This window comes from Kitasatospora acidiphila (assembly GCF_006636205.1).
GTDB classification, from domain to species: domain Bacteria; phylum Actinomycetota; class Actinomycetes; order Streptomycetales; family Streptomycetaceae; genus Kitasatospora; species Kitasatospora acidiphila.
On the sequence record NZ_VIGB01000003.1, the window covers coordinates 1,251,688 to 1,271,355 of the forward strand.

The 19,668-nt window shown below is 69.6% G+C and carries 17 protein-coding genes; all 17 read left to right on the forward strand.

Annotated elements, in window-relative coordinates; genetic code table 11:
• Positions 1-49: 49 nt before the first annotated feature.
• Positions 50-2,080, forward strand: coding sequence for a glutamate ligase domain-containing protein (locus E6W39_RS06420; RefSeq protein ID WP_141631657.1), 2,031 nt, complete (start codon positions 50-52; stop codon positions 2,078-2,080).
• 28 nt (positions 2,081-2,108) lie between these two features.
• Positions 2,109-2,636: a helix-turn-helix transcriptional regulator gene (locus E6W39_RS06425; RefSeq protein ID WP_141631658.1), complete on the forward strand. Its 528-nt coding sequence runs from the start codon at positions 2,109-2,111 to the stop codon at positions 2,634-2,636.
• Between the two features lie 93 nt (positions 2,637-2,729).
• Positions 2,730-3,662 (forward strand): endonuclease/exonuclease/phosphatase family protein, encoded by a 933-nt coding sequence (locus tag E6W39_RS06430; protein ID WP_141631659.1) that lies wholly within the window; start codon positions 2,730-2,732, stop codon positions 3,660-3,662.
• A gap of 204 nt (positions 3,663-3,866) precedes the next feature.
• Complete coding sequence (locus E6W39_RS06435) at positions 3,867-4,304, forward strand: NUDIX hydrolase (protein WP_141631660.1); 438 nt, start codon at positions 3,867-3,869, stop codon at positions 4,302-4,304.
• A gap of 85 nt (positions 4,305-4,389) precedes the next feature.
• Positions 4,390-6,321, forward strand: a complete 1,932-nt coding sequence (locus E6W39_RS06440; protein ID WP_228717848.1) for an ABC transporter ATP-binding protein — start codon at positions 4,390-4,392, stop codon at positions 6,319-6,321.
• Positions 6,318-7,688, forward strand: coding sequence for an NUDIX hydrolase (locus E6W39_RS06445; RefSeq protein ID WP_181798988.1), 1,371 nt, complete (start codon positions 6,318-6,320; stop codon positions 7,686-7,688). The genes E6W39_RS06440 and E6W39_RS06445 overlap by 4 nt, the downstream gene beginning before the upstream one ends.
• A complete protein-coding gene (locus E6W39_RS06450; RefSeq protein WP_141631662.1) occupies positions 7,685-8,125 on the forward strand; it encodes an NUDIX domain-containing protein in 441 nt (146 codons plus the stop codon). Before E6W39_RS06445 ends, E6W39_RS06450 begins: the two co-directional genes overlap by 4 nt.
• A gap of 579 nt (positions 8,126-8,704) precedes the next feature.
• Complete coding sequence (gene ltrA, locus E6W39_RS06455) at positions 8,705-10,465, forward strand: group II intron reverse transcriptase/maturase (protein WP_228717849.1); 1,761 nt, start codon at positions 8,705-8,707, stop codon at positions 10,463-10,465.
• Positions 10,466-10,563: 98 nt separating this feature from the next.
• On the forward strand, positions 10,564-10,752 hold the full coding sequence (locus E6W39_RS06460; RefSeq protein ID WP_141632698.1) for an NUDIX hydrolase: 189 nt from the start codon (positions 10,564-10,566) through the stop codon (positions 10,750-10,752).
• Positions 10,749-11,435: an isochorismatase family protein gene (locus tag E6W39_RS06465; protein ID WP_141632699.1), complete on the forward strand. Its 687-nt coding sequence runs from the start codon at positions 10,749-10,751 to the stop codon at positions 11,433-11,435. Before E6W39_RS06460 ends, E6W39_RS06465 begins: the two co-directional genes overlap by 4 nt.
• Before the next feature lie 110 nt (positions 11,436-11,545).
• Entirely contained in the window at positions 11,546-12,334 is a 789-nt protein-coding gene (locus tag E6W39_RS06470) for a class I SAM-dependent methyltransferase (RefSeq protein WP_228717999.1), read from the forward strand.
• Between the two features lie 35 nt (positions 12,335-12,369).
• The gene (gene fxlM, locus E6W39_RS06475; RefSeq protein ID WP_228718000.1) at positions 12,370-14,973 is read left to right on the forward strand and encodes a methyltransferase, FxLD system; all 2,604 of its coding nucleotides are present in this window, start codon (positions 12,370-12,372) and stop codon (positions 14,971-14,973) included.
• On the forward strand, positions 14,867-15,649 hold the full coding sequence (locus E6W39_RS06480; RefSeq protein ID WP_228718616.1) for a glycosyltransferase family 2 protein: 783 nt from the start codon (positions 14,867-14,869) through the stop codon (positions 15,647-15,649). Before fxlM ends, E6W39_RS06480 begins: the two co-directional genes overlap by 107 nt.
• A gap of 65 nt (positions 15,650-15,714) precedes the next feature.
• Positions 15,715-16,482 (forward strand): PIG-L deacetylase family protein, encoded by a 768-nt coding sequence (locus E6W39_RS06485; protein WP_141632702.1) that lies wholly within the window; start codon positions 15,715-15,717, stop codon positions 16,480-16,482.
• 60 nt (positions 16,483-16,542) lie between these two features.
• Entirely contained in the window at positions 16,543-17,415 is an 873-nt protein-coding gene (locus E6W39_RS06490) for a methyltransferase domain-containing protein (RefSeq protein ID WP_141632703.1), read from the forward strand.
• A gap of 166 nt (positions 17,416-17,581) precedes the next feature.
• Positions 17,582-18,193, forward strand: coding sequence for a 2'-5' RNA ligase family protein (locus E6W39_RS06495; RefSeq protein ID WP_141632704.1), 612 nt, complete (start codon positions 17,582-17,584; stop codon positions 18,191-18,193).
• An 80-nt stretch (positions 18,194-18,273) separates the two neighbouring features.
• Positions 18,274-19,239 (forward strand): NUDIX domain-containing protein, encoded by a 966-nt coding sequence (locus E6W39_RS06500; RefSeq protein WP_141632705.1) that lies wholly within the window; start codon positions 18,274-18,276, stop codon positions 19,237-19,239.
• The last annotated feature ends 429 nt before the right edge of the window (positions 19,240-19,668 follow it).

Genomic DNA, 19,668 nt, shown 5'->3' on the forward strand with positions numbered 1-19,668 from the left:
GCAGTCCGCCTCGGGGCCCCACCCACCGTCCTGGAGAACTTCTAGAACCGTGTCCTCCACACTCGCTCTTCCCGCGCCGAGCTGCGGGGCCGAACCTCCGTCCTACCTGACGATCCTGCTGGCCGGCACCGAGCACGACACCACAGCATCCCTTACCGCCGTCAGCGACGAGGCACTAGAGATCGTCGAGGAGTATGCCGATATCGCTTCCGACCCCGGCTTCGCCACCAAGACGATCTGTGCCTGGAAGGGCCGGATCACGATCGGCGATGTGGTGGTGCTCTTGTTCGCCCTACCCACCCCGGCGGCGGCTTGGCGGCGCTGGACGGACCTGCTCGACGGTGCCACCGCCGCACTGCTGGTGACCGATCACTGGCCCGTGATGGGCACCGACCCGAGCGCCCTGGACGTCTTCGAGCAGCGCGGAATCCCCCACTTGATCGCCATCACCAACCCACCGAGCCACAACTGCGAGCAGTCAACGGAGCCTGAGCTCCTGCGCGTCACCGGGGCCTGCCCGCCCCTGACACGCGTCGCCGCACGTCCGCACGGTGTCGGCCATCGAGTATTCCTCGTCGCCGCGGCACTCGAAGCGATCAACCAGGACTGGCCCCCGCCCATCGCCACCATTCCGCAGGAGAAGCCCCGCATGAACTCCACGCCCAACGCCCAACCACTGCTGACCGTCCCGCACCTGGTCGGTATCGACGCCGAGGGCTCCGGACTGCCGGGCCTGGCCGAGCTGCTGCTGGCCCGCGGTGCCCGCGTCAGCGGCTCCACCAACGCCACCACGGACACCCCTGCCATCAACGCGCTGCGCGGCCTGGGTGCGGTCATCCACCCGCACAGCTCCGCCCCAGTGCGGGCCGACATGGCCTGCCTGATCTGGCCCGGCCCAACTACCAAAGCCGCGCGGGCCGAGCTAGACCGGGCCAGGGCCCTCGGCATCCCCGCCCTGACCGTCGCCGAGGCGCTCGGTGAACTGATCGGGTGCGCCACCACCGTCATGGTCGCCGGCAGCCACAGCACCGCCACCGTCTCAGGGATGCTCACCAGCGCACTCGGCCACCGCAACCCCGCCTGGATGTTGCGCCGCCCGGTGACCGGTCAACGGCTCGGTCACCACAGCGGAGGGGACTTGTTGATCGCTGACCTCGCCCAGGACTACGACCTGGCCGTCAGGACCGAGGTCAGCGTGATCACCGCTGCCAGCGCTACTCGACTCGACCGACTCGACGATGAGCTTGAGGAGCTCGAAGGCATCGCGCGGCGCAGCGAGGCGGTGGTGCTGCCGACCTGGGAGGCGGGTGTGGGCAAGCTGGCCGCCCGGCTGGCCGCGCAGCCCGGGCCGCGGGTAGTGACAGTCGGGCAGGCCGGCGGTGCCGACGTGCGGATCCTGGACAGCTGGCGGAACCGGAGCGGCACGCGGCTGCGGCTGAGAGGCCTGGACGGTACGGAGTACGAGCTGACGGTACCGGTGATGGGCCGGCAGGCGGCGCGGGATGCGGCGATGGTGGTCGCCGCCGGGCAGCTGCTCGGCGTCGCTGTCGCAGATCTCGCCGAAGGGGTTGCTGACTTCAGCGGCATTGCCCGTTCCCTGACGGTTGCCGGCAAACCCAATGGCATCACGGTCTTGGACTCCGTCGCTGTTCATCCCGTGGAGTTGGCGCATGACCTTGCCGTCGCCCGCGAGCTGACCGACCACCGTGGGCGAGTGATCGCCTTGTTCGAGCCAAGCGGCTGGCCCGCCACTGTCGCCAACGGCCGTGAACTTGGCCGCCAGTTGGCCGCCGCTGATCACGCCTTCCTGCTGCCCGTGTACGACCCGTCGGGCGCTGCCCATCCGGGATTCCCCTCCGGCGTGGAAGCCATCGCCCGCGCGGCAGCTCATCAGGGCATCGCCGACCACCTCCACGTTATGCCTAGCGTGCAGGCCGTGCTCAGCCACGAACTGGAACGGCAGATCGCCGACCTAGCACGCCCAGGTGACGTGATCGCCGTCGTCGGAAGCGGCTACGCCACCCAGCTCGCCGAACGCCTTCTCGCCGCGCTGGCCACCCCCGTCCCCGCCAACCGCTAACCCCGCCACCAACGCCCAAGGACCCCAGGTGACCATCGCACCCGATTCGCATCGGCCCGTGCCCGTGCTGACCACAGAGCAGGCCACCCTGCTTAAGCTGCGGGCCGCCGGCCGCTCCCGTGCCCGAATCGCCCGCGCTCTCTACACCTCTGAGAGCCAGATCACCGACCTCCTGAACCAGCTTCAGGCTGCCCTGGGCGCCGAGTCCCGTGCCCAGTTGATCGGGCTGGGACTGATCCACCGCATCGTCTCTCCGCAGGACGTCATCGTCCGCCACGTCTCGGTCCCGATCCCCCTGACCCCGCGCCAGCGCCAGGTCCTGACGATCTTCGCCACTGGCGGCAACGACCAGGACGCCGCCACTGCGCTGGGGATCACCACGAGCACGGTGCGGGAGTACGCGAGCAAGCTGCTGAGCAACCTCGGTGCCCGGGACCGCGCCCACGCAGTCGGCCTGGGCTTGGTTTATGAGGTTCTGCTCCTCAGCGATCTCAATCCAGCTCTTCCGGCCGTCACGCTGACTGACCACCTCGCCCAATTCGCCGCCAATACGTGACTGCTGACAGCCACACGCTGTTGCCGCAGCGGAAAAGCAATCGGCCGAAACGGCCGAGCTGTCGACCCGTCCCACCTACTGGAGGTCTACACCATGGCCGTGATCGTCATCGGCAGTTTGAATCTCGAGCATGACGGCTTCACGCCGCATCCACGTGGTGGCGGACACTTCGACAAGTGGTATGCCGCACACGAATTCCTGTCTGGACTCCCACTCGATGCCCTGTTCCGGCAGGAAATGACGCACACCCATGAGCAGGGCGGCCGCCTGCTGCACGAGGCCGAACGCATGCTCTCCATGCGGGGATTCCTTGCCTCCGCTACACCGGAGTCTCCCAACCCGACGGGGCTGTTCGTCCGAGAGGACACGTTCTCGGTGACCGGCGTGTGGCCGCAGAGCACAGACTGGTGGCACGCCCCCTGTGCGATCTCAGTTCGCTACGGCGGGGTGGATGTTCCGCTGCAACTGGCCTCCGTGCACCTGAGCTCCCGCTCACCGGAACGCCGCCAGATCGAGGCCCGCAACATGACCACCTGGCAGCGCCGCAAGCTCGCGGTGCTGACCGCCGGAGACTTCAACTCCTACAGCGCCTCCGGCCACGAGCAGGGCCCCTTCCCGGACTGGCCGAATCTGGAGGACCGCGGGCATCAGGAGCGCCGCACCCGCGATGGCGCGCACACTGACACCGAGCCGGACCGGATCCTGACCGCAATCGGTCTGGCCGATCCGGCCGTGCACGCCGCCCTCCAACTCGGCCAGGCAGACGCCCTCACGCCGACGGCCAGCATGCGCCCAGCCGTCAACCGCAGACAGGGGCCACCGCAGCGCATCGACCGCCAATACGTCTCGCGGGCGCTGCTCCCGGCTCTGAAGGAGTTCAAGGTGGTGCCGCTGCCGGAGTGGTCCGACCACGCCATGACCGTGTCGGTCTGGGACGCGGAACTGTTCATGGCCGGCCTGCATCGCCATCCCGACTACGACTACCGCACCCACGACGCTTGTCCCGCTCCTGTGCCTGCGACCTGACCACGCGCCAGCCGGCGGCACCGTCCCCTCGTGACCAGGTTGCCCAGCGTCGAACCGACGTTCGCACGATCGGGTGACGCTCTACGCGTTCTGCCTCCACGCGGGGTGCCCGGTTGCCAGGATCCTGGTGGACCCCGCGCCGTGGCTCAGGCTGCCACCGTGGTGATCCCGCTCATGTTCACCTCTGGAAAGGGGGCGTCCGCCATGGCTCATCCGACGGGCATCGGCGTGCACCTGGTCCTCATCCGCGAAGACCGGATCCTGCTGGGCAGGCGCCGCAACACCGGCTACGCGGACGGATGGTGGCACCTGCCGGCCGGGCACCTGGAGGCCGGTGAGTCGGTCGCCGCCGGAATGGTCCGCGAGGCCGAGGAAGAGCTGGGGCTGCTCATCGCCGAGGACGAGCTGCGGCTGGTGCACGTACTGCACGACCGCGACCCTGACGACGGGGTGGTACGGCTGCAACTGTTCTTCGCCACCGACACCTACCGGGGTGAACCGGCCAACTGCGAGTCCCACAAGTGCTCCGAGCTCAGGTGGTGGCCACTCACCGGGCTACCGGAACCGACCGTGCCCTACCTCCGTGTCGCGCTGGCCGGCATCGCCGCCGGCCGCCAACTGACCGTGCAGGGCTTCGGCTGAACCCACAGGCCTGGGGGGTCTCGCCGGTTGGTCCAGGGTGCCTGCCGGCTGTTCGTGATCGTGACCTGAACATGGGAGGCACCGCTTGAGTACGGCTACCGAGCAGCTCACCGACACCGCGGACGAAGAGCTCCAGTGGCTTGCCGATGGCCGCCGGATCGAGGCCATCGAGGCGATCAGCGTCAGCGCGATGGCCCGGCGGCTTCCCCAACTGGTCGTCAGAGCCTTCAGGTTGGGCTGGCAGATCGACCGGGTGTCGGTTGCCGTCCTCCTCGGCTGCCAGATCCTGTCCGCCGTCCTCGGCGCCGCCGGCCTGTTCGCGACCACCGGAACGATCGCGGCGGTCTTCGGCCCCGGCAAGGTGGGTGACAAGCTCACCCACGCCGCGCCGTCGATCGCGGTGATCGCCGCCGCGGCCGCCCTGCGTTCGCTACTGGGCATCGCCATCCACGCCATCACCGTCCACCTGTCGCCCCGGATCTCCCGGGAGGCGTCGGCCGCGGTGCTGCGCGCCACAGTGGCGACCGAGCTGACCGCCTACGACCGCGCCGGGTACGCCGACGAGTTGGAGGCCGCGGACCGGGGCGCGGAGGTCGCCGTCGACATCATCGGCGAGGCGCAGAACCTGTTGTCCTCGGTGGGCTCGCTGGTCGGGGCGGCCGGTGTGCTGACCGTGCTCCATCCGTTGCTGCTGCCGCTGCTGGTGGCCGCCGCGCTCCCGCAGGGTTTCGCCTCGGTGTACGCCGCCCGGGTGCAGTTCCTCGCCAACCGCCTGGCCTCGGGCGACCGGCGGATCCTGCTCAACCTGCGCTGGTACATCCACCAGAAGAACAATGCCGACCAGGTGCGCTCCGACACCATGGGCCGGTTCCTGCTCGACAAGTACGACCTGATCGGGCGCCGCCTGGACGGCGTCACCCGGCGTGCGGCGCTGCAGGGTGCGCGCGTGTCGGTGATCGGCGCGGCCGTGTCCGGCCTGGGCACGGCGGTGGTCTGGCTCGTCATGCTGTACCTGGTCAGCACCGGGAGGATGAGCCTGCCGCACGGCGGTGCCGCGGTCATCGCCCTCGGCGCGGTCGGCTCCGCCCTGCGGGGCATCGTCGGCTACGGCGCCGACCTGTTCCGCACCGGCATGTACCTGGACGACTGGACGTCGTTCCTCGACAAGGCTGGCGGCTTCGCGCTCCAACGCGGCCCGGCGATTGCCCAGCGGCCGGAGCGGATCGAGCTGAAGGACGTCAGCTACAGCTATCCGTCCTCGGACCGGGCCGCCTTGAACGGGGTGAGCCTGCACGTGGAGACCGGCGAGATCCTGGCACTCGTCGGTGAGAACGGATCCGGCAAGACCACCGTTGCCAAGACCATCGCCGGCCTCTACCTGCCCGACAGCGGAGCGGTGCTGTGGGACGACCAGGACACCCGCGACCTGGACCCGCACGCGCTGTGGCGCCAAGTCGCCGTCGTACCGCAGAGCTACGCGCGCTGGCCGCTGACCGCCCGGGAGAACATCACCCTCGGCCACGCCGCACCAGGCGGTGACGAAGCGGCACTGCGGGCAGCCGCCGCCTCCGGTGCGGACGAGGTCATCGCCAAGCTGCGGCGGGGACTGGGCACCTTGCTCGCCGTCGAGTGGATGGGCGGCGAGGAGCTCAGCGGCGGACAGTGGCAACGGATCGCGATCGCGCGGGCGTTCTACCGCGAGGGCGGCCTGCTGGTCCTCGACGAGCCGACGGCCGCGCTCGATCCGCGCGCCGAGCACAAGATCTTCGCCAACCTGCGCGAGGTAGCACGCGACCGCGCAGTCGTCCTGGTCACCCACCGGCTCACCAACGTCGCCATCGCCGACCGGATCGTCGTCCTCGAAGACGGCCCGGTCATCCAACAGGGCACGTTCGACCAGCTCGTGGCGCAAGAGGGCTCCAGGTTCCGCGAGTTGTGGGACCTGCAGAACGACCGCACCGGAATCCCCGCTCAGCGGGACGTGACGGCCCGACAGGAACAGGAGCAGGCCCAGTGATCGACTTCGATGTACTGACCGCGTTGGCGGCGCGCGAGGGGATCGAGCGGATCGGCGTCGGCGTGATCGTGCGCGACCACTCCGGGCGGGTCCTGCTGATCTGCCGGGCCGCCCACGACGTCCTGCCTGGCCTGTGGGAGTACCCGGGGGGCGGTCGCGAGGGCGACGAGGCGGTGGAGGCAGGCGCGGCACGCGAGTTGGCCGAGGAGACCGGCCTTACCGGCCTGCCGCTGGAATACGCGCGCAGCCTGGACTACACCAACCAGAACGGTCGGCGGGTGCGGCAGTTCGTGTTCACCACCGCGGTGGCAGATGGCACCGCGGTGACCCTGTCGGAAGAGCACGACGCCCACCAGTGGGCCGAACCCGACGAGTTGCCGCACACCAGCGACGGGCAGCGCGAGGTCATCCAGTGGCTGACCCGTCGCCTCTCACTCCCCAACTGGCGGCCCGTCGGCGGCTACCTCTCCACCATCGCGCGCCCCACCACCTACGGCTGTCTCCTCGTCACCGACCGGCAGGGCCGCGTCATCGGGATGCGCTCGACCGTCGACCCGGCCGCCTGGGACTTCCCCGGTGGCAACGTCGAGCACGGCGAAACGCCGTTCGACGCCGCGCTGCGCGAGGCCCAAGAAGAGCTGGGCCTCGACCTTGCTGCGGAGAACCCGCAGGTGCTCCGGCGCCGCCTGGTCGCCGTGATCCATGCGCAGGCCGACACCTACTTCCCGGTGCCGACGTGCGGCTACGTGTTCGACGGCGGCACGCTGACTGCAGAACAGCAGGCCCGGATCCGGCTCGATCCGGCCGAGCACACCGAGTTCCGGTTCGAGACGACCCACGACTGGCGCTCCCGCATGACCCCTGCCCACTACCAGTGGCTCCGGCAGGTGTTGCGCGCCCACCGGTCCGGACGCCCGCTCTACCTGGAACGCCCTGCCCGGGCCGACGACGACTTCGAGGGCGTCCTGGTCTTCGTCACCGACCCTGCGGGCCGACTGCTGATGCACCTGCGCGACGACCTGCCCGGCATGGCCTGGCCCGGCTACTGGACTCCGATCGGCGGCTGGCGCGAGGGCGACGAGAGCGCCGAGGAGAGCGCGGTGCGCGAGGTCCGCGAGGAGGCCGGGATCGAGATCACCGGGCTTCGGGCCCTCCCCGACCCGCACCACGACCTCGGCCTCCCCCTCACCCGCGTCCTCCACGCCGTCTGGCACGGCCCCGAGACGGAGCTGCGGCTCGGCGACGAGGGCCGCGCGGTGCGCATGGTCCCCCTTACGGAGCTGCCCGGTCTCAAGGTCCCGCCATACATGGCGCACTACCTGCCGCAACTCGCAGCCGCCCACCAGTCCGAAGGAGTGAACCAGTGACCCAGCCCACCATCGCCCGCCAACCAGTCGCGCCCCTGCCCTGGCAGCAGCACGGCCGCACCACCCTGCTCGACACCGGCTCGTACCTGATCCAGCGCGACACCGTCACCCAACCCGACGGCACGCACAGTGCCTTCGAGTTCCACCAGGCCCGCGTCGACGCCGCTCTGACGGTCGCCCTGGACGACCAGGGCCGGATCGCGATGGTCCGCTACCACTCCTACGTCCACGGCGAGATCGTCACCCCGCCCGGTGGCGTCCTCGAACCGGGCGAGGAACCGCTGGACGCGGCCCGCCGCGAGCTCAAGGAGGAGTCCGGCATCACGGGCGCCGACTGGAGCAAGCTCGGCCAGGTCGCCCTGATGACCAAGTGCACGTGCGACCTGAAAGCCCCTCTGCGTGAGTGGGAAGGACCGGAGACGCCAACCCCCCGCTAGTGATTCCAGCGGGTCCTCACTGTCAAGCGCTTCGGCCGTAAGGCTGGGGTGTTGAGCTGACAGCAAAGTCCAAGGGACCTCGGTCCGCTCAGAGGTCCACAGGCGAGAGGAAGGACGAAAGGGTGAACGAAAGTGAACTGCCGTACCTAAAGATTCGAAAAGGTCATCCGTGCAGCGGACGCAAAAGGCGCGGATATGGGCAGCCGACCACACCTGGCAAGGTGGAGTCGACGCAGGACGGGACGTCGGGCAGTGCAGCACCGGCGGAGGATCACCCCGGCCCCGGATCAGAGGCAGCACCCGACCCGTCCGCAGTCTCACAAGAGGGGAACAGGGAAACCCCGTAGCGGTCCCCGAAGCCAGGGGTAGGCCGGAGGTAACGAAGGTGCAAGCCCGCGCGGGAAAAGGATGGTTCGAGAAGCAAGCCGATAGGGCGAAAGCCCAGGGGAACGGCCGGGATGGAAGGCGCTCCGAGCCTCCGGCCCAACCCGTCGGATATGCCCACGCGAACCAGGTAGGTCTTTGAAGAAACGATGGGGACCGCCCCAACGAGGGCACAAGTTAGACAAGGAGGGCGAGTTGAACGACAGTCAGTTGCCGGATAGCGACCCCTCCCGGAACGGAACCCCCGACTTCGCCGCCAACTGGCACAGCACGGACTGGGCCAAGGTGGAGAACGAGGTAAGACGGCTCCGCCACCGGATCTTCAAGGCTTCGCAGGCTGGAGACCTGGCGAAGGTCAGAAACCTCCAGAAGCTCATGCTGCGGTCGCACTCCAACACGCTGCAAAGTGTGCGGCGGGTGACGCAGCAGAGTAAAGGACGACGTACGGCCGGAGTGGACCACTTCAGGGCTCTGACACCGGAGGGACGGGGCAGGCTTGCCCATGCTCTCTCGGTCCCCGGAGCTCCAAAGGTCAAGCCGGTACGACGGGTGTACATCCCGAAGGCGAACGGCAAGACGAGGCCGCTCGGCATCCCGACCATCAGGGACCGGGTAGAGCAGGCCAGGGTGAAGAACGCCCTGGAGCCGGAGTGGGAGGCCAAGTTCGACGGCCGCTCCTATGGTTTCCGCCCCGGACGAAGCTGCCACGATGCTCTGCTGATGATCCACAATGTGGTGAACAAGAAGAGCAGGCAGTGGGTTCTGGATGCGGACCTGGAGGCCGCGTTCGACCGGATCGACCACAACCACTTGATGCGAGAAATCGGGCACTTCCCGGCCCGAGAGCGGATCAGGGACTGGTTGAGGGCCGGTGTGATGGAGAACGGTGCCTTCATCTCTACAGACGAAGGCACACCACAAGGTGGGGTGATTAGCCCACTGCTCCTGAATATCGCGCTGAACGGGATGGAGACGGCGGCGGGAGTCCGTATCAGGCGGACAAAGGAGGGGCTAAAGACCCATCTGAAATCGCCCGTTCTGGTGAGGTACGCCGACGACTTCGTGGTGCTATGCCACGACGAACTCGGAGCGCATGAAGCGCGGCTCAAGCTATGCAGCTGGCTGGAAGCTCGGGGTCTGCGGATCAACGAGCAGAAAACCAGCGTGGTAGAGGTAACCGAAGGATTTGATTTCCTCGGGGCCCGATGCCAGCTGTATGGCAACGGGACGACGCTCATCGTACCGTCCACGGACGCCGTTAAGAAGGCCAGGAAGAGGATCAAGGAAATCATCACATCCTGCGGGAGTGGCAGCGAGGAGTTTCTAATCTCCAAGCTAAGCCCATTCATCAGAGGATGGAGTGGCTACTACAGTCCAATGTCCTCATCGAGGACATTCAGCAATCTCGACAGATATGTCTTCGAGAGATTGTGGGAGTGGGCTCGTAGGAGGCACCGCAAGAAGGGGAGAAGGTGGGTGAAGGACCGGTACTGGGGCCGACACCACCCGACCAGGAACGACAGATGGGTATTTGGCAACAGCCATATGTATCTGGCGAAGTTCGCCTGGACCCCAATCCGCTACCACCGAGGAGTCCCGGCGCACGTGTCGAAGGACGACCCGGAACACGCGGAGTTCTGGGCCCGCAGATCCCGCAGACGCGGATTGCCAGTGACCGAGCGCAAGCGCATCACGTTGCTGGCAGTACGACAGAAGGGACTGTGCCCAGGCTGCGGTCTTGACCTCATGGAGGGAGCCGGCTTCGAGCCGGACAACCTCCGCGACTGGGTGGCGTGGTTCGACGGCGCCACACGGGCATTCAATGTCCACCACGTCGTGCAGCGGGTGAACGGTGGCTCCGATCACCTCAGCAACCTGGAACTCAGACACACCGAGTGCCACCAGCAGCTACATGCTGGTGGACACGACAAGTCCGGACCTGGGAGGTCCCAGTGACCCGCTTGAGCCGTGTGCCGCGACGAGTGGCACGCACGGTTCTGAGGGGGCCGGGGCCACAGCAATGTGGCCCCGGCTACCCGACCGCACGCCTGCACATGTTCATCGCCCGGAACCTGACGATCGGCGAGCAGGAACTGACCGGCACCGAGACCGGCATGACCGTGGAGTGGTGGCCGCTCCAAGACGCCGTCGCCGCCGCGATGGACGGCCGACTCCTGCTGTCCGGGGCTGCCGTGTCGGTCCTGATGGCCGCCAACACCATCCCCACTCCGGGGCACGCATGAGCACCGCGCCACCGGCCGACGCCCCCGCCCTGCTGCACGCCTGGTCGATCCCAGAGCGCGAGTACGCCCGCCAGGAAGCACACCGGGGCCGCCGGCACGCCTACACCCGGCTCGACCCGGCCCGCACCGCACTGGCGGTGATCGACATGGTGCCGTTCTTCGACGGACCGTACGCGCGCGGGGTAATCCCTCAGATCCAAACCCTGGCCAGCGCCCTGCGGGAGGCCGGCGGCCTGGTGGCCTGGGTGCTACCGGGACCTGGTGGACCGAGAGCCGCCCGCGAGGAGTTCTACGGCCCCCGCATCGCGGAACTGTACCGGACCTCCGGCGGCAGCGGCCCGCTCGCCGGGCGCCTGTGGCCGCAGTTCACCGTCGACCAAGGCCGCGACCTGCTGGTGGAGAAGGCCTCCTCCAGCGCCTTCTTCCCCGGCTTCTGCCCGCTGCCCGACCTCCTGGCCGAGCGCGACATCGACACCGTGGTGGTGTGCGGAGTCGTGACCGACGTGTGCGTGGCCGGATCGGCACGCGACGCCTCCACCCTTGGCCTGCGGGTGGTCGTCGTGGCCGACGCCACGGCCGCCGGCAGCGACGAGGTCCACAACGCCGCCCTGCGCACCCTCTACCGGTCCTTCGCCGACGTACGCGCCACCGCCGAAGTCCTCGACCTGATCCGGACAGGCTGATGAGGCCCCAATCCGCACCGCCAGCGGATGATGCCGAGCCTGGTGCCCACGCACTGCCTCTCCCACCATGCCTGAACCGAGCGACCCGAACGGACTTGGAGGCCACGAAGGTGCCCCTCTTTCCCGGCGCTGCCCGCGCCTACCGCGAGTTCCGGCCCAGCCTGCCCGAGGATGCCGTCGCACTCCTGACCGACACCGTCCACGGCACGCCCCGCCCGGTGCTGCTGGACCTGGGCACCGGCACCGGGCAGGTCCCCGCCGCCCTTCACCAGGCGTTCACTCGGGTCGATGTCGTCGAACGCGACCCGGAGATGATCGCCGAGGCCGAGAAGGCACTGCGGCCGCTCATGCGCGACAAACCGCTGGGCGTACACGCCTGCCCAGCCGAGGAGTTCACCGCTCCCTACCCCGGCTACCAGGCTCACCTGGTCACCTGCTGCCGGGCGTTCCACTGGATGCCCCAGGACCAGGTCCTCAGCGTGATCGACGAGGTCGCAGCCCCCAACGCCGTAGTCGCGGTCATGGGCGACGGCAGTCTGTGGACCGCCCGCAACGCGTGGACGGATGCCCTGCGCGCGCTCATCCAGGCCTACCTGGGCCCCGAGCGCCGCGCCGGCACCGAAGGCACCTACACCCAGCCACGCCGCCGCTACGAGGAGGTCCTCGCCGACTCGCCGTTCTGCCGGATCGAGGAACACGTCCTGCCAGTGGTGCGCCGGTGGACGCCGGACCAGGTGGTCGGCTACCTGGCCAGCACCTCCTTCGCGGCCGACCAGCTGTTCGGCGACCAGTTGGCCGCCTTCCAAGCCCAGGCCCTCGAACTGCTGGAACGCCACGCAGTGAACGGCGATCTCACCGAGAACGCCGAGTTCACCATCCTGCTCGCCAGCCGCCCGTGACCACTCACACCACCAACCGAACACAGGAGCAGCACGTGGCGTATGTCCTTGAGGATTGGGAGCAGCACTACGCTGATGGCCGGGGGTTTCGGCCGCTTGGCGATTGCGAGCGGGCGCTCCTTGCCGAGCACGTCCCCGCGCCGGAGGGCGGTGGGCGGGCGCTCGATGTCGGCTGTGGCACTGGGGAGTTGGCTGCGCACCTTGTGGGTCTCGGCTATGCGGTGGACGGTGTGGACTTCGCCGCCAGTGCGTTGGAGCGGGCCCGGGCTGAGCACGACGGGGTCGAAGGGGTGCGGTGGCTGCGGCTGGACATCGAGCGCGATGACCCGATGTATCTGGGCGAAGACGGCTATGACCTCATCACGTTGCGCTTGATGTACCCGTTTCTGGGCAACCGGACTCGGGTCCTGCACGCCCTCGGGGAGCGGCTGCGGCCCGGCGGCGCGCTCGTGGTGATCACACTCATGGTCGAGCAGATCCCGGCCACCAGGCGGGCCATCGCGCTCGACGAGGACGAGATCGGCCTGCTCACCGCGGGGTGGGAGACGGCAGAGCGGTGGGCGGCGGACGACCTGGCGGTCCTCGTCCTGCGCGGCCCCTGTCACTCCGACACCAGGGCCGTCGAGAAGGACCCGCCCACCGGGCACGCCCTGACCGGAGCCGTGGTGGTCGTCACCGACGATGCCGGCCGGGTCCTGCTGGGCCGCTCCCGCCGGAACATGTGGGAACTGCCTGCCGGGAAGACCAGCGGCTCGGAGAGCTTCGAGGAAGCGGCGGTTCGGGAACTCGCCGAGGAGACCGGCCTGACCGCCGGCACCGCCGACGCCACCGCGGTGACCATGCTCAGCGACGACAGCCACGGCGTGCCCCGGCTGACCGCCGTCATCCGCGTCAGCGCCTGGACCGGGACTCTGGCGAATCCGGAGGCGCGGCTCTTCGACCGGTGGGAGTGGCACGACCTCCACGCCCTGGCCTGCCTCGGCGAGGTGTTCGCCCCGGCCGCGCAGGCCCTGAACGCGATCTGGCCCGGCGTCATCCCGGACCTGCCGGCCGTCCACGCCTACCCGACCGCCACCCAGCCGCCCGTGCCCGGGGAACCCGCCAAGGCGGTCCGACTGCGCCGGCAGATGGCCGACGCCGTCATCGCGGCCGGCTGGGCGCCCTCCCCCGCAGTCCAGGACGCGCTGCGCACGGTGCCCCGCCACCGGTTCGCACCGGAGAAGGACCTCGCGACCGCCTACGACGACGACCTGGCCATCGTCACCCGCTGGGACGGGAGCGGGCGGGCGACCAGCTCGGTGTCCGCGGCGTGGCTGCAGGCCGACATGATCGAGAAGCTCCGGTTGGAGCCCGGCGCGGCTGTGCTGGAGGTCGGTTCCGGTGGCTACAACGCGGAGTTGATCGCGCACGTCGTCGGCGAGGGCGGACAGGTGGTCACCGTCGACATCGACCCGTACGTCGTGCACCGCACCCGGCGGTTCACCGCGGAGGCCGGCAGTGGTCGCGTCCTGGCCCTGCAGGGCGATGGAGCCCTCGGCGCACCGGCGCGGCACGTGCCCCGCGGCGGGTTCGACGGATGCGTGATCACGCACAACGTCTGGGACATCGTCCCCGCCTGGCGGCAGCAACTGGCTGAAGGCGCAAGGATGGTGGTCCCGCTGGAGGTTCACGGCTACACCCGCGCGATCGCCTTTGAGCGCCGCGGTGACGTGCTGCACGCGACGGGCTGGACGTACTGCGGGTTCGTCCGCGACCTCGGCCAGAACGGCCGCACCACCCCGGTCGTCGACCTGGCCGGCGGTGAGCTGCGGCTGCGCTTCGAGGACGGGCCGACCGGCGACATCGCAGGGCTCGAGGAGGCGCTGCGTGGCTCGCGGCACGAGGTGCGCACCGGCGTGACGGTTGCCGGCGGGGAGACCTTCGAGACGCTGCAGCTGTACCTGGCCACCACGCTGCCCGGCTTCTGCCGCCTGGCCGGCGACCGGGACAAGGACACCGGGATTGCCGCCTTCGCCCGCAGCGACAACGCGGCCGCCCTGCTCGGCGACGGCTGCCTGGCCTACCTCACCTACGTCTGGGTGCGCGACGGCGAGACGCCTGCCGAGCGCCGGGCAGAGTTCGTGGTCCACGCCTTCGGCGAGCACGGCCCGGCCCTGGCCTTGGCCGAACAGTTCGCCGCCGCCGTCCGTCTCTGGGACCAGCACGTGCGCGGCCACGGCTACCCCCAGCTGACCGTCCACCCCGCCACGACCCCGGACGCCGACCTCCCGCCCGGCCACGTCCTGGACAAGCGGCTCAGCCGCCTGGTGTTCCCATGGCCCGGACCTGACTCTCCCCTCCCCCGACAACCGGCGAGCCCGTCGCGCGGACCGCCGGATGACCGGCGACCAGCGCCCCACTGGCACGAACCCCGCAGGCAAGGAGAACCAGGTGCCGCATCCGATCGTCGACGTCGTCCTGCTGACCATGAACGACCGCCCCGAGGAGGAGCACGCCTCGCAGGCCACGCTCCTCGCCCAGCGCGGCGTAGAGGTGCGGGTCTGCGTCGTCGGCAACGGCTGCACCCCGGTTGTCGTCCCGCCGGGCGCGCGCACCGTCGTCCTGCCCGAGAACCTCGGCATCCCGGGCGGCCGCAATGAAGGCGCCCGCGCCCTCGCCGAGCTCGACCCGCCGGCTGACTACCTGTTCTTCTTGGACAACGACGCCTCCTTCCCTCATCCGGACGTCCTCGCCCAGCTCGTCGCCGAGGCCGAGAAGCACCCCGAAGCCGCCTACGTGCAACCGCGCCTGACCGGCCCGGACGACACCACCACACCACGGCGCTGGGTGCCCCGACTGCGCGTCGGCGACCCCGGCCGCCCCGGCACGATCACGTCCATGACCGAGGGCGTGGTCCTCGTCCGCCGCGCCGTCTTCGAGCAGGTCGGCGGCTGGAACGGCGGCCTGTTCCTCTATCACGAAGGGTTCGACCTCAGCTGGCGGATCTGGGACCGGGGGTGCACCGGCTGGTACGCGGCAGGGATCCGGATGCACCACCCTCTCAGCAGCCCGACCCGGCATGCCCTGTTCTACCGGCTCTCCGCCCGCAACCGCGTGTGGGTGGCCTACCGCAACCTGCCCGCGCCGCTGATCACCCCGTACCTGCTGGTCTGGACCGCCTCCACCGCGGTGCGGGCCGTCCGCGGCGGCGGCGCCCGCGAGTCCTGGCAGGGCTTTCGCGAAGGGTGGGCCGGCCGCCATGACCAGGACCGGCACCCGATGAGCTGGCGCACCGCGTGGCGCCTCACCGCAGCCGGACGCCCGCCCGTCCTGTGACCCGTCCGCTTCAGCGCGCCCGGCCTGCCAACGGCCGACACACCCTGCTGCTCAAGGAGGTAGCCATGCCACAACTTCCCAGCCTGCTCGCCGTGTTCGGGCATCCGGACGACGAGTCGCTCGTCGCTGGCGGCGTCCTTGCCCAGCACGCCGCGTCGGGAGCGCGTACCGCGGTGGTGACCGCCACCTGGGCCCCGGGTACCCATCGCGCGGCCGAACTGGCCGACGCCGTCAGGATCCTGGGAGCCGGGGAGCCACGGATGCTGGGGTACGCCGATCACCGCGCCCCGGACTCCTCCACCGGCCCGCGGCTGTGCGATGTGCCTCTGGACCACGTGGTGGCGGACATCGTGCGGCACATCCGCTCGTTCCGGCCCGAGGTCGTGCTCACCCACGATGCCTACGGCGGGCTGACCGGGCACCCGGACCACCGGCAGACCCACCGCGCGGTCGTGCTCGCCGCAGGCGCCGCCGGACTCGAACACCTCTACCCGGAGGCCGGCGCCCCCTGGCAGCCCGCGGCGATGTACGCGGCCACCCACCCCCACGGGGCGGTCGCGGACCTGGGTCCGCTGCTCACCCGAGTCGACAAGTCCGTACTCAGCGTGCCGGACGAGCTCGTCGACGCGGTCGTTGACGTCCGCCCGTGGCTGGAGACGAAGTTGGCCGCGATCCGCGCCCACCGCAGCCAGATCGAGCGGGAACGGCCACTGCCCGGCATCTTGTCGCGTCTGCCCGACGCCGAGCGGGATCGGATCATCGGGACCGAGTACTTCACGCGCATCGGCGCCCGGCCCGGACCTGGCCGCATGAGCGAGCTGACGACGATCTGACGGTCGCCCCGTTCGCCTCATCTCGGCTGCATGCCCCCTCACGCGAAGGAGTACCGGAGGATGCGTCAACCCGTGGCCCACAGCTTCACCGCCGTCGACCATCAGCCCCGGCCGAGCGACTTCGTCCAGGTCCTGGACACGCTGAGCTGCGAGCCGTTCTACGCGGCCTACAAGGTCCGACTGCGCGAGCTTCTGCACCCGCACCCCGGGGCCCGGTTCCTCGATGTGGGCGCGGGGACGGGCGCCGCTGCCCTGGCCATGGCCCAGGAGTCCGGCAGCATCGTTGCGGCCATCGACTGCTCCACCACGATGGCCGGCCAGGCCCGCGCACGAGGCCTACCGAACGTCGCGGTCGCCGACGCCCACCTCCTGCCCTTCCGGGACGCCTCGTTCGATGGGGCCTGGGCCGACCGCGTCCTGCAGCACGTCACCAACCCGGGGCAGCTTCTCGTCGAGATGCTGCGGGTGATCCGGCCCGGTGGGCGGATCGCGCTCGCCGATCCCGACTACGACACCCAGGTCCTCGACATCACCGACCAGGCGCTGGCCCGCCGTGTCCTGCGCTTCCGGGCCGATGTCCAGCTCCGCAACGGCACCCTCGCCCATCAACACGCCGGCCTCCTGAGCCGCCTTGGCGTCCTCGACGTGACCACCGAGGCCCGCACGCTCGTCGTACGAGACCCCGGGGAGGCCGACAACTGCCTGGGGCTGCGGACTTGGGCGGACAGCGCGGCCGAACACGGCCTCCTCACCCGTGCCGATGCCGAGCGGTTCACGGCCCAGTTCGACGAAGCCGTCCGCACCAAACGCTTCACCTACGCCCTGACGTTCTTCCTCACCAGCGGCACCATCGCGCCGAACGGCTGCCATGACACCTCCGCTCTGAAGACCGAGGCCTGGGCCAGGCGCGGTCAGCCCGCGTTGTCCCCCTAATCGAGGAAGGCACGCACACCGAGTTGATGGGCGTCCCGACCCGCTACCGCGATGCCTACTTGCTCCACGCCGAGCAGTGCCAAAGCGCACCCGTACCCCCGAGCCCCAAGGCACCCATCCCAACCCCGCACCCCTGAACCAGCCCACCCTGGAAGGACATTCGACGATGGAGAGCTTCTTCGACCGCGTCCGCCACCGCTGGCCCGCCGGCCGGGAGGACCTGCACGTTCACATCCTCCCCCCGCCCGAGATCAGCGCCGTCTTGTTCGAGCACTACCGGGACCTGACCCACCGCGATCCGCTCGTGCCGGTGGGCCCCGAGTGGCTGCACGTCACCCTGCTGCACTCCGGCCCTATGGCCGAGTGGCATCCGGGCGAGGTCGAGGCACTGGTCGATCAGCTTGGCACGCGCCTGGCCGACGCAGAGCCGGTCACGCTGACCTTGCACCGGCCGAACGTGGGTGCTGTCGCGCTGGAGTGCTCCTGCACCCCCGGGGAACCGACACGGCAGCTGTGGCGAGCCTGCGCCGAGGAGATCAGCAGCGTCACCGGCAACCGGTTCCCTCTCATCCCCACCGTTCACTATCCACATGCCTCCATTGCCTACAGCACCGGCAAGTTGGCAGAGCGAGCCGAACTGAAGGCGTGGCTCTCCGATCACCACACCGATCCGCTCACCTTCATCGCACACCGCGTCGCGGTGGTCGCCCAGCAACACGACGAGCGGGAGATCACCTGGCGTCTGCTGGCTGAGCTTCCCCTTGGCGGCGCCGCGTGATCGACACGGCCGATGAGCACTACTGGTGCGGGGTACCGGTACCGTGCCACACAGCATCCGACACCCGGGCGGGAGAAACGGTGAACGGTACAAGTCAGACGAGGCGGCTGGCCTGGGACGCGTGCGTGCAGCTCAACACCCGCACACCGCTTGCGCCTCCGACCGCGGCGGCCGACGCTCCCAAGCAACTGCTGCACGACGCGCAGACGATAGACGCTGTGCTGGCCGCCGTCCTCGATAGCGGCCCGCCCAGGGGTGTCGCCACTGTGATCGGCCAGGCCCGCCAGGCGCTCCTGCCCGGACTGGTACTCCGGGCCGACTTCGAACAGTGGTGCGGCGCAACGGGAGCGGCAGCAGTGGGCGACGGTGAGCGGCAATGGCCGGCATTCGAAGACCTCGTCACTGCGCTGGACGACGCCCGGCCGCTGCTTGAGGCGGCAGAGACCGTGCTCGACGCCTTTGCCCGCAGCTCGACCTGGGGATGGGTGACGCTGGACAGCCAGGTGGTCCACAAGGGCTCACACCTGACGGTCCGCCGGGACCACATCCGCCGCCCCGACGGCACGGACGGGACATACGAGTACATCGAGGTCGCCGACACCGTCCGGGTGCTCGCCATCAACCCAAACGGGGAAGTCGTGATGGTGGAGGACCACTTCTATCTCCAAGCCGCCCAGCCGGTGCTGCACCTCCCCGGTGGTGCCGTCGATCCAGGTGAAGGCGTGGAGCAGGCCGGGCACCGCGAGCTGGAAGAGGAGACCGGCTGGCGAGCCGAACGCCTGGAGGTACTCGGTCGGATCGACCCGCTTCGCGGGGCGGCCCGCACCACCAGCCACCTCTTGCTGGCAACCGGCCTGAGCCCTGGCCAGCCCGCCCGGGAGGTCGCCGAGACTGGGATGAGGGTTCGCTACGTTCCCGCCGCCGAGGCCGTCCGCCTGGCCCGCACCGGCGGGATCCGCGAGGCCGGCAGCCTGACCGCGCTGCTGCTCGCCGAACTGCCGTCCGCCTGGCCCGCACCGGCGGGATCCGCGAGGCCGGCAGCCTGACCGCGCTGCTGCTCGCCGAACACCTCCTGCCGCCGGCCCAACTGCGGTGAACGCATGCCGGTCCGGTCGTAGGCCGACCGGACCGGCAGTTGCCAGGCTGCGTCCACGTCGGTGGGCGGGGCGCGGGCGACCTGCGCGACCTCGACAAGGTCAGTGGGCGCTGACAGAGGTGCTGGCTGGGACGCATGTCTTGGGGGCGGAGCCATGGTGGCTGGCGAGCCAGAGCCCCCGAGCAGACCTGCGATCGCGAGGACCTTGTGCCGGTTCCGCTTCCACCACGAGGGTGATCCCGCCACCATGATCCGCAGCTGCGTGAAGTCCGGATGCTCGCTGGGCGGCGTGTCCTTGAACAGTCCCATGTGCGATGAACCTCCTTTCGCCATCGGGAGATTCATGACCATACGCGGCGCCGCACCTTGATCGCCGGGA

What these genes read in the sequence shown, in the direction of transcription:
- E6W39_RS06430 (WP_141631659.1), top strand. Translation starts at nt 2,730, where the DNA reads ATGGCCGTGATCGTCATCGGCAGTTTGAATCTCGAGCATGACGGCTTC.
- E6W39_RS06435 (WP_141631660.1), top strand. Translation starts at nt 3,867, where the DNA reads ATGGCTCATCCGACGGGCATCGGCGTGCACCTGGTCCTCATCCGCGAA.
- E6W39_RS06460 (WP_141632698.1), top strand. Translation starts at nt 10,564, where the DNA reads ATGTTCATCGCCCGGAACCTGACGATCGGCGAGCAGGAACTGACCGGC.
- E6W39_RS06465 (WP_141632699.1), top strand. Translation starts at nt 10,749, where the DNA reads ATGAGCACCGCGCCACCGGCCGACGCCCCCGCCCTGCTGCACGCCTGG.
- E6W39_RS06485 (WP_141632702.1), top strand. Translation starts at nt 15,715, where the DNA reads ATGCCACAACTTCCCAGCCTGCTCGCCGTGTTCGGGCATCCGGACGAC.
- E6W39_RS06490 (WP_141632703.1), top strand. Translation starts at nt 16,543, where the DNA reads ATGCGTCAACCCGTGGCCCACAGCTTCACCGCCGTCGACCATCAGCCC.
- E6W39_RS06495 (WP_141632704.1), top strand. Translation starts at nt 17,582, where the DNA reads ATGGAGAGCTTCTTCGACCGCGTCCGCCACCGCTGGCCCGCCGGCCGG.